Raw genomic sequence first — 12,947 nt, 5'->3', positions numbered from 1 at the left:
GCATGCGCGATTACAAGTGGCTGCACGAATACTGTCTGAACCGCTTCGGTTCAGCGGCTGAACTGGAAGCCCATCTGCCCGTTCCGAAAACCCCGGCGCAATTGCGCAAGATCAGCGACGACCGCTACCTCTCGACCATGGCGCTGCGCGTCTTCCGCGCCGGGCTCAAGCACAGCCTGGTGGACGCCAAATGGCCGGCGTTCGAAGAGGTGTTCTTCAAGTTCGACCCTGAGAAAGTCGTGCTGATGAGTGCCGAACACCTTGAGCGTTTGATGCAGGACGCGCGGATCATTCGTCACCTGGGCAAACTCAAGAGCGTGCCGCGCAACGCACAGTTCATTCTGGATGTGGCGCATGAGAAGGGCAGCTTCGGCGCGTTGATCGCCGATTGGCCGGTCACGGATATCGTTGGGTTGTGGACCTACCTGAAAAAGCGCGGTCATCAATTGGGCGGGTTGTCGGCACCGCGGTTCTTGCGCATGGTCGGCAAGGACACGTTTGTGCCGAGCTACGACGTGGTCGCGGCGTTGAATGCGCAGAAGATCGTCGACAAGGTGCCGACCAGCCTGCGGGATCTGGCGTTGGTACAGGATGTGTTTAACCAGTGGCATGAACAGAGTGGCGGGCGGGCGATGAGTCAGATATCGATGATGCTGGCCTACACAGTGAATCATTAAAACCGAGTCGATCCCTTCGCGAGCAAGCCCGCTCCCACAGGGGATTTGTGAATGACGCAGATCCAATGTGGGAGCGGGCTTGCTCGCGAAGGCGTCCGATCAGGCGACGGAGGTTTCGCCCTCGCCAGCCAACTTGCGGTTCAACTGAAACCGCCACCGCACATACAACAGCGCCGAGCAGAACACCGCCAGGCTCGCGCCCATTTCCAGCAAACCAAACAGCTGCCGGTTCGGGTCATACGCCGCCAGTGCGCCCTTGATGAAATACAGGTTCACCACAAAACACATCCATGAATGCCCGCGCGCGCTGCCGATAATCATCCCCGGCGCCAGCAACAGCAGCGGCACCAGTTCGATCAGCAGAATCACCCACGGCCGGGCGCCGTGCAGGTCGGCGACCACCAGGTAGTAGGCGCACAGCAAACCCACCAAACCGAAGTAGCACAGCAGGCTGATGACGCGCATCGCCCGAACCCGCGGTTCGAGCCATTCGATGGAGGGCAAAATCTTCGGCTTCTTGGCCACGTCAGTTCCCCAGTTTCTGTGCAGTCTTCGCCAAGCGCAGACCCAAGGCCCGGCACAGCGCGACTTCATGTTCATTCAAGCCGCTTTTGCCATCGGCCCCGGCGTGATGGCTCGCGCCGTAAGGCGTGCCGCCGCCACGGGTTTCCAGCAGGGCCGATTCGCTGTACGGCAGGCCGGTGATCAGCATGCCGTGGTGCAGCAAGGGCAACATCATCGACAGCAGCGTGGTTTCCTGGCCGCCGTGCAGGCTCGCGGTGGAGGTGAAAACGCCAGCCGGTTTGCCCACCAGAGCGCCGGTCAGCCACAGGTTGCTGGTGCCGTCGAGGAAGTACTTGAGCGGCGCCGCCATGTTGCCGAACCGGGTCGGGCTGCCCATGGCCAGGCCCGCGCAATTCTTCAAATCGTCGAGGCTGGCGTACAGCGCGCCTTCGTCCGGGATGTCCGGCGACACGGCTTCGCACTCGGTGGAAATCGGCGGCACCGTACGCAGGCGCGCTTCCATCCCGGACTGCTCGACACCCCGGGCGATCTGCCGGGCCATTTCATTGGTCGAGCCGCTGCGGCTGTAATACAGAACCAGAATGTACGGCGCACTCACGGCAGCAACTCCAGCACATTCTCCGGCGGACGGCCGATGATGGCTTTGTCGCCGACTTCGAGAATCGGGCGCTCCATCAGTTTCGGGTTGGCGGCGATGGCGGCGATCAATTGCGCCTCGCTCAGGCTGTTGTCGGCCAGGTTGAGAGTCTTGTACTCGTCCTCACCGGTGCGCAGCAGTTGCCGGGCGCTGATGCCGAGCTTGGTCAGCAGGCTCTGGATTTGCGCGGCGTCCAGTGGGGTGTCCAGGTAGCGGACCACTGTCGGGGTCAGGCCACGGGCTTCGAGCAGTTCGAGCGCACCGCGGGATTTCGAGCAGCGCGGGTTGTGATAAAGCGTCAGATCGGTCATGTGCGGTTCGCATCTTGCGTAAGGTGACGGCTATTCTAACTGTGCAGCGCGTAATCCAGAACCTTGGGAGGCGATGGGTCGCAGGCGCATTCAATTTTGAACAAGGAATACGACATGACTAGGCGACTGGCAGCGGCATTGACGATCATCGGTACGTTATTGCTGGGGGGCTGCGGTAACGACTATGGCATCGACCAGAGCGGCCAGAAAGTCGCCGCCGAACGTCTGGACAAACAATGGCTGGTGCTCAATTACTGGGCTGAATGGTGCGGGCCGTGCCGGACCGAGATCCCGGAATTGAACACCTTGGCTGATCAGCTCAAGGCCAAGAAGATTGGTGTGTTCGGGGTCAACTTCGACAATGTGCAGGGTGAAGAGCTGAAAAGCGCCAGTGAAAAACTGGGGATCAAATTCACTGTGCTGGCTTCTGATCCGGCCGATCTTTTTGAGTTGCCGCGCAGTGAGGCGTTGCCGGTGACTTACATCATCGATAACAAAGGCAAGGTAAGGGAACAGCTGATGGGGGAGCAGACGGCGGCGGGGGTGATGGCGAAGCTTGAGGCGTTGCAGGCCAAGAACTAAAAGCAAAAGATCGCAGCCTCGCCAAGGCTCGACAGCTCCTACAGGGTGTTCGGCAATCTATGTAGGAGCTGTCGAGCCTTGGCGAGGCTGCGATCTTTTCGGGGCCGGTGATCAACCCTCTTCAAGCCACCAACGCAACGGCTTGCCTTCGGCCGGCCAGAAGCGCATCTGGTCGATCGGCGAGATGTCCCAGCGCTGAACGTTTTCCAACGCCTGGAGGAAACGCTTTTCCTGCTCCATCAACGCCGGCGCACACAGTTTGCGCGTGCTGCCGACCTTGCCGAAGCTCAGCTTGTCGCCTTCCAGGGTGTACGGCGCGAACCAGTGGTTGCAGCCGCCATTGCCGTAGGCCCGACCGTCTTCACCGAGGGTGACGGTCAGGTGGCTGTAGTCCATCAACGGACGTTCGCCGATCCATTCCAGAATGTAGCTGCGGTTCTGTTGCAATTGCACCGGCTCGGCGGCGCAGCCCAGCAGGCTGGCACCAACCATCGTGGTCAGAGCAAGGCGTTTCATCACGCGGGCTCCTGGCATTTCGGGCACAGGTGCTTCTCGCCAACCGCGGTCCAGCCCAGTTCGGCGATCCGTGCGGTGGCAGCAGGCTTTTCAGCCTTGTTGCCCAGCTTGGCGTCAACCGCGAACTCGAAATTCAGCTCTTTGGCGCAGCTGTCGCAGTTGACTTTCCAGGTGTGGATCGCCAGTTCGCCGAACACCGGACCACTGGCCACCGCGACCCATTGGCCTGGCGGATTGATCAAGTGGCGAACCGTTTCGACGGTCAGGCGCATGGACAAGTCCTTGGCGCCTTTGAGGGTCACTACCAGCACGTCGTTGTTACGAATCGAGCCGCCGTTGCCGGTGACTTGATAACGCCCCGGCACAAGGGCGCGGCATTCGGTGAGGGTGTGTTGCGGGTTCATCAGGCTATAGCGGAAATCGTGTTCGACCATGGGTCCTCCAAATATGCGCGGCATGCTAGCACGGACATCAGCGCAGCATGGCGCGGGCGCATGACCTTCGATCTGGTTCAGTCACCCTTTACCAGATTCGCTGGCGCGCCTGCCGCCCAGGCGGCGATGTTCTGCAGGGTGGTCGCGGCAATCGCGCCCAGGGCTTCGCGGGTCAGGAAGGCCTGGTGAGCGGTGATGATCACGTTCGGAAAGGTCAGCAACCGCGCCAGCACATCGTCCTGCAGCGGCAGGTCGGAACGGTCCTCGAAGAACAGCTGCGCCTCCTCTTCATAGACATCCAGCCCCAGATAACCCAGCTGACCATCCTTCAACGCGTCGATCAGCGCCGGCGTGTCCACCAGACCACCACGTCCGGTGTTGATCAGCATCGCGCCCGCTTGCATGTGCGCCAGTGACTCGCGATTGATCAAGTGTTTGCTTTGTTCGTTGAGCGGGCAGTGCAGGCTGATGATCTGCGACTCGGCCAGCAGTTCCGGCAGGCTCAGGTAACGGGCACCGAGGGCTTCGACTTGCGGGTTGGGGTAAGGGTCGTAGGCCAGCAATTGGCAGCCAAAGCCGTTCATGATTTTCGCGAAGGTCGCGCCGATCTGCCCGGTGCCGACCACGCCGACGGTCTTGCCCACCAAGTCGAAGCCGGTCAGCCCGTGCAGGCTGAAATCCCCTTCGCGCGTGCGGTTGTAGGCGCGGTGCAGGCGTCGGTTGAGCGCCAGGATCAGCGCCACCGCATGTTCCGCCACCGCGTGGGGCGAGTAGGCGGGGACGCGCACAATCGCCAGCCCCAGACGCTTTGCCACTGCCAGATCGACATGGTTGTAACCGGCCGAGCGCAGGGCGATCAGGCGTGTGCCGCCCGCGGCCAGGCGTTCGAGCACCGGCGCGCTGAGGTCATCATTAATGAAGGCACAGACCACTTCGTGATGCTCGGCCAGCGCTACCGTATCAAGGCACAGTCGCGCCGATTGAAAGTGCAGTTCAATACCGGCCGGCAGCTCGGCACTGAGAAAACTGTCGCGGTCGTAGGTCTGGCTGCTGAAAAGAATCGTACGCATGCGGTCCTCCTGGAATTTGCATCAAGCATTTATACGGGCATGGGCGGCCAGGCGATTGATGGCCCGATCGAGGTCTTCCAGTGCGTTGGGGGCTTTGGGGTCCTGTTGCTTGAGCAGGGTTTCGCTGCGCTGGCAGGCGGCCCGTAGTTGCGGGACGCCGCAATAACGGGTCGCGCCGTGCAGGCGATGGACGCGCTCGATCAGGGCGTTCTGGTCGTTGTTTTCCCGGGCGAAACGAATCGCCTCGCGATCGGCTTCCAGCGACGCCAGCAGCATTGCCAGCATGTCCGCCGCCAGATCAGCCTTGCCGGCAGCCAGGCGCAAACCTTCTTCGTGATCGAGCACCTGCAATTCATGACTGCCACCGTGGCTGTCGCTGGAGCGCTCGGGCCCATGATTGCGCAGCGCCAGGCCGGTCCACTTCAGCACCACTTGGGCCAGTTGCCGTTCGCTGATCGGTTTGGTCAGGTAGTCGTCCATGCCGCTTTGCAGCAGCGCGCGTTTTTCGTTGGCCATGGCGTGAGCGGTGAGGGCAACGATCGGCAGCGGCGTGCAATGCCGTTCACTTTCCCACTGGCGAATCGCTTCGGTGCTTTGCCGCCCGTCCATTCCGGGCATCTGAACGTCCATCAGCACCAGATCGAAGGTTTCGGTCTGCACCGCCTTGACCGCCGCGTAGCCGCTTTCCACTGCGAGAACTTTGGCGCCCATGTCTTCGAGCAGGGTTTGCACCAGCAGCAGGTTGGCCGGATTGTCGTCAACGCAAAGCACTTTTGGCGCACGGCTGGACACCGGTTCGCCGGGTTCGCTGCGTTGCTGACGCGGGTTGACCAGGTCGGACAAGGCCCGTCGCAGCTTGCGGGTGCAGGCCGGTTTGGCCTGGAGCTGGCTGTGTGGATTAGGCACCGAGAGGTGGAACAGCGTCTGTTCGGTAGTCGGGCACAACACCAGCACCTTGCAGCCCAGGTGTTCGAGGTCCCAGATGTGCTGGTTGAGGCGCTCCGGCGGCATGTCGTTGCTGGTGATGCCGAGCACCGCCAGGTCGATCGCCTGATCGGTTTGATGCGCGCCGGTCACGCCATTAGTCAGGCTCTCCAGGGTGTTGAATGGAGTCACTTCGAGGCCGCAGTCTTCCAGTTGATGCTGCAACGCCTGACGGGCCAGTTCGTGGTTTTCCAGCACCGCCACCCGACGCCCGAGCAACGGCGGACCGGGCAGGTCTTCGGCGTCGTCGCGGGTTTTGGGCAGGCTCAGGCTGATCCAGAATTCCGAGCCTTCGCCGGGCGTACTGTCGACGCCAATTTCGCCACCCATCTGTTCGATCAGACGTTTGGAAATCACCAACCCCAGGCCGGTGCCGCCCGGTTGCCGGGACAGCGAATTGTCGGCCTGGCTGAAGGCCTGGAACAAGGCGCGCACGTCCTGGTTCGACAGCCCGATGCCGGTGTCCTGAATGCTGATGCGCAGTTGCACGCTGTCTTCGTGCTCTTCCTCGAGCATGGCCCGGGCGACGATGGTGCCTTCGCGGGTGAACTTGATCGCATTGCTGACCAGGTTAGTGAGGATCTGCTTGAGCCGCAGCGGATCACCCACCAGCGACAGCGGCGTATCGCGATAAACCAGACTCACCAGCTCCAGCTGCTTGGCATGGGCGGCCGGGGCGAGGATGGTCAGCGTGTCCTGGAGCAGGTCGCGCAGGTTGAACGGAATATGGTCGAGCACCAGTTTGCCGGCCTCGATTTTCGAGAAGTCGAGAATCTCGTTGATGATCCCCAGCAGGCTGTCGGCGGATTTTTCGATGGTGCCCAGATAGTCGAGCTGGCGAGGGGTCAGCTCGCTTTTTTGCAGCAGGTGGGTAAAGCCGAGAATGCCGTTGAGCGGCGTGCGGATTTCATGGCTCATGTTGGCCAGGAACTCGGATTTGATCCGGCTGGCTTCAAGGGCTTCCTTGCGTGCCAGGTCCAGTTCGATGTTCTGGATTTCGATGGTTTCCAGGTTCTGACGCACGTCTTCGGTGGCCTGGTCGATGCTGTGTTGCAACTCTTCCTGCGCGTTCTGCAGGGTGCCGGCCATACGGTTGATGCCGGACGCCAGTGTGTCCAGCTCCTGGCTACCGAGGGGCGGCAAACGGGTTTCCAGATGACCGTCCTTGAGTTGCGCCACCGCTTGCTTGATCTGGCTCAGCGGCCGATTGATGCTCCGGCCCATGCGTAACGCCAGCAGCGCTGCACCGGCCAGGCCTGCGCCGATCAGCAGCAGGCTGGCAAACAGGCTGCGGTAACCGCGCAGCAACATGCCGTTGTGGGACAGTTCAAGTTCGACCCAGCCCAACAGGCGGTCGGCTTCTTCGGGAATCAAGTCACCGGCCAGATTGCGGTGCTTGCCGAACACCGGCAGCAAGTAACGCGTCGCGTCATTACCGCTGCGGCGCAGCATCTGCGAACTGTTGCCGATCGGCGCCTGATTGAGCATGGTCGGGCCGGCATGGGCCAACAGGGAGCGGTCGGGCGCGAGGAACGATACGGCGCGCACGTCCGGTTGTTCGAGGGATTGGGTGGCAATGCGTTCCAGCAGCTCGGTGTTCTTGTGGCCCATGGCCGGGGCCACCAGCGGCGCCAGTTGTTCGGCGATCATTTCGCCACGCTGCAGAAGCTGGGTTTGCAGGTCGGATTGCTGCATCCAGGTGAAATAGCCGCCCAGAACCAAGGCCATCAGGCTGGTCGGCAACAGGGTCAGCAATAACACGCGGCCTTTAATTCCCAGTTTCTTGAGCACGCATCTCTCCTGCATCCAGCGATTTAATGACCTGCACGTACGTCCAGCACGCGCCACCTGCGCAGTGTAGCGATTTGCAGGCGGGCAATCTTCGTAAAATTGATGTCGGCATTCGTCGGCTGGATCGCCACTTTTACCTCACGGGCAAACCTTGTGTTGCCCGCAGCGAGGCAATCTTGAATAATCGGCAACTGAGAATTATTTGCAGATAGTCATGACTCCCATCACTGCCGGCCATCCTCGTATCCTGTCTATAGAAGACGACCTCGTACTCGGTGCTTATGTTCATGAGCACCTGGGACGTTGTGGTTTTCAGGTGACGTGGTGCCAGAACGGTCTGGAAGGCTTGACCATCGCCCGCCAGCAAGCCTTCGATGTGGTGCTGATGGATATTCTGCTGCCGGGCCTGGACGGGTTGAATGTACTGACGCAATTGCGCCAGAGCCATTCCACGCCGGTGGTGCTGATGTCGGCGCTCGGTGCCGAGGCGGATCGCATCAGCGGTTTTCGCCTGGGCGCTGACGATTACCTGCCCAAACCCTTCAGCATGGTCGAGTTGCGGGTGCGCATCGAAGCGATCCTGCGGCGTGTCGCGCTCGACCGCCGGCCCGCGCCGGCACCGATTGCCCCTTCGGCGGACAGCCTGCGTTTCGACGATGAGTGCTGTGATGTTTTTTATGGCGAACACGCTGCCGGCCTGACCCGCAGTGAGTACCGGTTACTGGAAACGCTGAATCGCAATGGCGATGAAGTCCTGAGCAAAGCCTTCCTTTATCAGCATGTGCTGCAGCGCGGTTACGCACCCCATGACCGCAGTCTCGACATGCACATCAGCCAGATCCGTCGCAAGCTCAAGGCCGTCGGTTACCTCGAGCGCGAAGTGCGCACGGTGTGGGGCAAGGGTTACGTATTGAGTGCTGTCGATGAAGTGGACTGACCTGCCGGGCAGGCATTCGCTGTTCTGGAAACTGGCGTGTTTGTTGGTGGCGTTCTGTCTGCTGATGATCTGGCTCAGTTGGTCCTGGGGGCGCTACATGGAACAGAAAAACCTGTTCCTGTCCGACGAGGCACGGGGCACGCTGATGCGCTACGCCGCCGAGGCCGAGCAGGCGTGGAGTCAGCGCCAGAGTGCAGGCGTCGATGCCTGGTTGCACAGCGTCGGCCATCGCGAGTCGACATGGGTCGGTGTGATTGGCGGCGATTTGCAGTCACTGAGCAGTTACCCACTGACGGAAAAAGAAACCCAGCGCCTGACCTTTTTACGCGGTCTGGATTGGCCGACGAGTCGCCATACCAAAGGTTTGCCGTGGTTGAGGGTGCCTTTTCCCAACGATCCGTCCGCTGGCAGTCTGGTGATCGAACTGCCCCAGCGTTTCGTGCCCGGCCGTTACCGGGTGTTCTGGCGGGTGATCACCAACGGGGTGATTCCCGGGCTGTTCACCTTACTGTTGTGCGTCGGTCTGTATCGGTTGCTGGTCGTGCCTTTGAACAGCCTGCGCGAACAGGCCAATGCCTGGCGTGCCGACCCGTTGAACGTGCGGTTGTCGAGCCGCATCACCAATCGCCCGGATGAGCTGGGTGAACTGGGCCGGGCCTTCGATCACATGTCCGAGCGCCTGCAAAGCACGGTGGCCCTGCAACAACAACTGTTGCGCGACCTGTCCCACGAATTGCGCACGCCACTGAGTCGCCTGCGGGTGGCCAGCGAAAGCGAGCAGGGATTGACGCAATTGCGCGAGCGCATTGGCCGAGAGGTCGATGGCATGCAGCGTCTGGTGGAAGACATCCTGCAACTGGCCTGGCTCGACACCGAGCGCGCGCCGCTGCCCGACGAATCGATCCAGATTCAGGCGTTGTGGGAAATGCTCACGGAAAATGCCTGCTATGAAAGTGGCTGGCCGGCGAGCCAGTTGCAGTGTGTGGTGGATTCGTCCTGCTGGGTGCGCGGCCATCTCAATACGTTGGCTCAGGCGCTGGAAAACATCCTGCGCAATGCCATTCGTCATTCACCGCAGGGCGGCGTTGTACGCCTTGGTGGGCAGCGCGATGGCGACTTCTGGCATTTGTGGCTGGAGGATGAGGGCGGCGGGGTGGCTGAGGCGGATCTTGAGCGGATCTTCTCGCCGTTCATTCGGCTCGACGGTTCGCGGCCGGGGGATGGCGGGTTCGGGTTGGGGTTGAGCATTGCGAGGAATGCGGTGCAGCGGCAGGGCGGGAGTCTTTGGGCTGAGAATACTAAGTCCGGGTTGCGGCTGAATATGCGGTTGGTGGCTGATATTGATGGCGTGAGTGACGATGCCTTCGCGAGCAGGCTCGCTCCCACAGTGGATGTGTGTCGGCCACAAATGGTGTGATCAACGCTGATCCCTTGTGGGAGCAGGCTTGCTCCGGGCGGCGTTCCGACGAAGAGGCCGTCCCAGTCACCACCGTTCTGATTTTGCCGGAGCGTTCCCGTTATTTTGTACGACCTTTCCTAAAGGGTATTGCCGACACCTTAAGCCTGACTTGACGGAATAGACTCGCGTTTTTCTCGTCTTCCAGGAGTTCGGCATGAATGCATCCAGCGTCCGCGGCAACGCAGCCGACGACCGTTTCAATGAAGTGCTTGCGCTGATTCACAGTGCCAAGCACCAGGCCATGCAGGCGGTGAATACCCAGTTGATCGAGCTGTATTGGCAGGTGGGTGCTTACATCAGTCGCAAGCTGGAACAGGCTGAGTGGGGCGATTCTGTGGTCAGCCAACTGGCTGAACATCTGGCTCAGACTCAACCAGGGTTGCGTGGGTTTACCCGGTCGAACTTGTTTCGCATGCGCCAGTTCTATGAGACTTATCACGCTGAAGAGAAAGTCGCACCACTGGTGCGACAATTGTCCTGGTCGCACAACCTGATTATCTTCAGCCGCCCTTAACCGCAGCCTGTCGCCAGCGCTGATCGCTGAATACCAGGTGCAGCTACCGGACAAACAGTTGTTGCAGGCCAAGTTGCATGAGTTCTATGCATTGAATGTCGCGCAAGGCGAAGAGTACTGATCCAGCCCCTTATTCCGATAAACCATAAGCACCGTACTTTGCGTGATATGGCCTGCGAAGGTTTGCCGGTATGATAGGCGCCCCCGCAGTCTGGATTGCGAATACGCCATGACCTTGCAGTACCCAACCATCGCCGATTGCGTCGGCAACACTCCGCTGGTCCGTTTGCAGCGCCTGCCTGGCGCCACCAGCAATACCCTTTTGCTCAAGCTCGAAGGGAATAACCCGGCGGGTTCGGTCAAGGACCGTCCGGCGCTGTCGATGATCACCCGCGCTGAATTGCGCGGGCAGATCCACGTCGGCGATACGCTGATCGAAGCGACCTCGGGTAATACCGGGATCGCTCTGGCGATGGCCGCCGCGATCAAGGGTTACAAGATGATCCTGATCATGCCGGACAACTCCAGCGCCGAACGTAAAGCCGCCATGACGGCGTATGGCGCCGAGCTGATTCTGGTCACCCAGGAAGAGGGCATGGAAGGCGCCCGCGACCTCGCTCAGCGAATGGAAGCCGAAGGCCGCGGCAAGGTGCTGGATCAGTTCGCCAACGGGGACAACCCGGAAGCGCACTACACCACCACCGGCCCGGAAATCTGGCGTCAGACCGAAGGCACCATCACCCATTTCGTCAGCTCCATGGGCACCACCGGTACCATCATGGGCGTCTCGCGCTACTTGAAAGAGCAGAACGAGAACGTGCAGATCATCGGTCTGCAACCGATGGAAGGCTCGGCGATTCCGGGCATCCGTCGCTGGCCGCAGGAATACCTGCCGAAGATCTACCAGGCCGAGCGCGTGGACCGGATCGTCGACATGGCGCAAAGCGAAGCCGAAGACGTGACCCGTCGTCTGGCCCGCGAAGAAGGCATCTTCTGCGGCGTGTCTTCGGGCGGTGCGGTGGCAGCGATGCTGCGTCTGTCCAAAGAAGTTGAAAACGCGGTAATCGTCGCGATCATCTGCGACCGTGGCGACCGTTACTTGTCGACCGGCATTTTCGACGCGCCTAACTGATGGCCAAGCAAGAGAGAGGCCTGCGCTTCCAGCCCACCGGCGGCAGCAAGGCCCCGCAAATTCCGACCGGCAAAAAGCAGCGCTTGAGTATCGAGCGCCTGGCTAATGACGGTCGCGGTATCGCGTTTTTTGAAGGTCGCACCTGGTTCGTCATCGGCGCATTGGCCGGTGAAGAAGTAGAAGCACGTGTGTTGGGCGCCCACGGCAAAGTGGTCGAGGCGCGCACCGAACGGGTGTTCCAGGCCAGCGAACTGCGCCGCCCGGCACCGTGTCCGCATGCCGGTCGCTGTGGGGGTTGCAGCGTGCAACATCTGCCGCACAACGAACAACTCGCCCTGAAACAGCGCATGCTCGCCGAGCAGTTGTCGAAGGTTGCCGGTGTCGAACCCGAAGAATGGGCCGCGCCGTTGAGCGGTCCGGAATTCGGTTACCGGCGTCGCGCCCGAGTGGCGGTGCGCTGGGACATGAAGGCGAAAAAGCTCGAAGTCGGTTTCCGCGCCGCCGGCAGTCAGGACATCGTTGCGATCAACGAATGCATGGTGCTGGTACAACCCTTGCAACCGATCATGACCCGCTTGCCGGAGATGTTGCGGCGCTTGAGCAAACCTCAGGCGCTGGGGCATGTGGAATTGTTCAGCGGTTCGTCATTGGCGGTGTTGTTGCGGCACATGGCGCCGCTGTCCGACGCCGACATGACGATCCTCAAGGATTTCTGCGCCTTCCATGAAGCCCAATTGTGGCTGCACGGTGACGGCGAACCGCAACCGGTCGAGGCTGATCAGTCGCTGGGTTATCGGCTTGAGCAGTGGGATTTGAACCTGGCGTACCGACCGGGAGATTTCATCCAGGTCAACGCCGGGGTCAACGAAGCGATGATCGCCCAAGCGCTGGAGTGGCTGAAGCCGACGGCGGATGAACGCGTTCTCGATCTATTCTGTGGTTTGGGTAACTTTGCCTTGCCGCTGGCCAAGGTCGTTCGCGAAGTGGTGGCGGTGGAAGGTGTGCAGGCGATGGTCGAGCGGGCAGCAGCAAACGCTGCTAGCAACAATCTTCATAATGCGAAGTTTTTTCAGGCCGATTTATCCCAGCCTTTGGCCGATGCCGAATGGGCGCGCGAAGGCTTTTGTGCGGTACTCTTGGACCCACCGCGTGACGGTGCTTTCGAGGCAGTGCGCAAGCTTGCGTCCCTGGGCGCCAAACGGTTGGTGTATGTGTCGTGCAATCCGGCAACGCTGGCGCGCGATACGGTCGAATTGATCAAGCAGGGCTACCGGTTAAAACGTGCCGGGATTCTCGATATGTTTCCTCAGACGGCACATGTCGAGGCCATGGCGTTATTTGAAGCGAGCTAGGACGGCTCGTCTGGTCCGACTGGCCC

General features: G+C 60.8%; 13 protein-coding genes and 1 pseudogene. 7 read left to right on the top strand and 7 right to left on the bottom strand.

Going from position 1 to position 12,947, the window contains the following annotated elements:
• Positions 1–2: 2 nt before the first annotated feature.
• Complete coding sequence (locus tag ASC74_RS19450) at positions 3–677, top strand: DNA-3-methyladenine glycosylase I (protein WP_056743285.1); 675 nt, start codon at positions 3–5, stop codon at positions 675–677.
• A gap of 99 nt (positions 678–776) precedes the next feature.
• On the opposite strand, the gene ASC74_RS19445 is transcribed toward ASC74_RS19450, so the two are convergent.
• The 3 genes from ASC74_RS19445 to arsC are packed head-to-tail and all read right to left on the bottom strand — an operon-like array spanning position 777 to position 2,150.
• Positions 777–1,202, bottom strand: a complete 426-nt coding sequence (locus tag ASC74_RS19445) for a DUF2069 domain-containing protein (protein WP_008147986.1) — start codon at positions 1,200–1,202, stop codon at positions 777–779.
• A gap of 1 nt (position 1,203) precedes the next feature.
• Entirely contained in the window at positions 1,204–1,800 is a 597-nt protein-coding gene (gene wrbA / locus ASC74_RS19440) for an NAD(P)H:quinone oxidoreductase (protein WP_046046494.1), read from the bottom strand.
• Positions 1,797–2,150 (bottom strand): arsenate reductase (glutaredoxin), encoded by a 354-nt coding sequence (gene arsC / locus ASC74_RS19435; RefSeq protein ID WP_056743283.1) that lies wholly within the window; start codon positions 2,148–2,150, stop codon positions 1,797–1,799. Before arsC ends, wrbA begins: the two co-directional genes overlap by 4 nt.
• Before the next feature lie 114 nt (positions 2,151–2,264).
• On the opposite strand from arsC, the gene ASC74_RS19430 reads away from it, so the two are divergent.
• Entirely contained in the window at positions 2,265–2,732 is a 468-nt protein-coding gene (locus ASC74_RS19430; protein ID WP_056743282.1) for a TlpA disulfide reductase family protein, read from the top strand.
• Between the two features lie 111 nt (positions 2,733–2,843).
• On the opposite strand, the gene ASC74_RS19425 is transcribed toward ASC74_RS19430, so the two are convergent.
• The 4 genes from ASC74_RS19425 to ASC74_RS19410 all read right to left on the bottom strand — a co-directional run bounded on the left by ASC74_RS19425 (position 2,844) and on the right by ASC74_RS19410 (position 7,527).
• The gene (locus ASC74_RS19425; RefSeq protein WP_056743280.1) at positions 2,844–3,248 is read right to left on the bottom strand and encodes an META domain-containing protein; all 405 of its coding nucleotides are present in this window, start codon (positions 3,246–3,248) and stop codon (positions 2,844–2,846) included.
• On the bottom strand, positions 3,248–3,682 hold the full coding sequence (locus tag ASC74_RS19420) for a hypothetical protein (RefSeq protein WP_056743278.1): 435 nt from the start codon (positions 3,680–3,682) through the stop codon (positions 3,248–3,250). The genes ASC74_RS19425 and ASC74_RS19420 overlap by 1 nt, the downstream gene beginning before the upstream one ends.
• 77 nt (positions 3,683–3,759) lie before the next feature.
• Positions 3,760–4,752: a 2-hydroxyacid dehydrogenase gene (locus ASC74_RS19415; RefSeq protein WP_056743276.1), complete on the bottom strand. Its 993-nt coding sequence runs from the start codon at positions 4,750–4,752 to the stop codon at positions 3,760–3,762.
• Positions 4,753–4,773: 21 nt separating this feature from the next.
• The gene (locus ASC74_RS19410; RefSeq protein WP_056743274.1) at positions 4,774–7,527 is read right to left on the bottom strand and encodes a response regulator; all 2,754 of its coding nucleotides are present in this window, start codon (positions 7,525–7,527) and stop codon (positions 4,774–4,776) included.
• Between the two features lie 214 nt (positions 7,528–7,741).
• Between ASC74_RS19410 and ASC74_RS19405 the strand changes: the two genes are divergently transcribed.
• From ASC74_RS19405 to rlmD, 5 genes and pseudogenes are all read left to right on the top strand, one after another.
• Positions 7,742–8,464, top strand: coding sequence for a response regulator transcription factor (locus ASC74_RS19405; RefSeq protein WP_008148001.1), 723 nt, complete (start codon positions 7,742–7,744; stop codon positions 8,462–8,464).
• Positions 8,451–9,881, top strand: coding sequence for a sensor histidine kinase (locus ASC74_RS19400; RefSeq protein WP_056743272.1), 1,431 nt, complete (start codon positions 8,451–8,453; stop codon positions 9,879–9,881). Before ASC74_RS19405 ends, ASC74_RS19400 begins: the two co-directional genes overlap by 14 nt.
• A 196-nt stretch (positions 9,882–10,077) precedes the next feature.
• Positions 10,078–10,431 (top strand): annotated as a pseudogene (locus tag ASC74_RS19395) (DUF1016 N-terminal domain-containing protein); the annotation flags it as partial.
• A gap of 235 nt (positions 10,432–10,666) precedes the next feature.
• Positions 10,667–11,569, top strand: a complete 903-nt coding sequence (gene cysM, locus ASC74_RS19390; RefSeq protein WP_033056865.1) for a cysteine synthase CysM — start codon at positions 10,667–10,669, stop codon at positions 11,567–11,569.
• Positions 11,569–12,921: a 23S rRNA (uracil(1939)-C(5))-methyltransferase RlmD gene (gene rlmD, locus ASC74_RS19385; protein ID WP_056743270.1), complete on the top strand. Its 1,353-nt coding sequence runs from the start codon at positions 11,569–11,571 to the stop codon at positions 12,919–12,921. Before cysM ends, rlmD begins: the two co-directional genes overlap by 1 nt.
• Positions 12,922–12,947: the final 26 nt, after the last annotated feature.

It is taken from the genome of Pseudomonas sp. Root329 (assembly GCF_001424925.1).
Lineage (GTDB): Bacteria > Pseudomonadota > Gammaproteobacteria > Pseudomonadales > Pseudomonadaceae > Aquipseudomonas > Aquipseudomonas arabinosi.
This window is presented reverse-complemented; position numbering and strand designations above follow the sequence as displayed.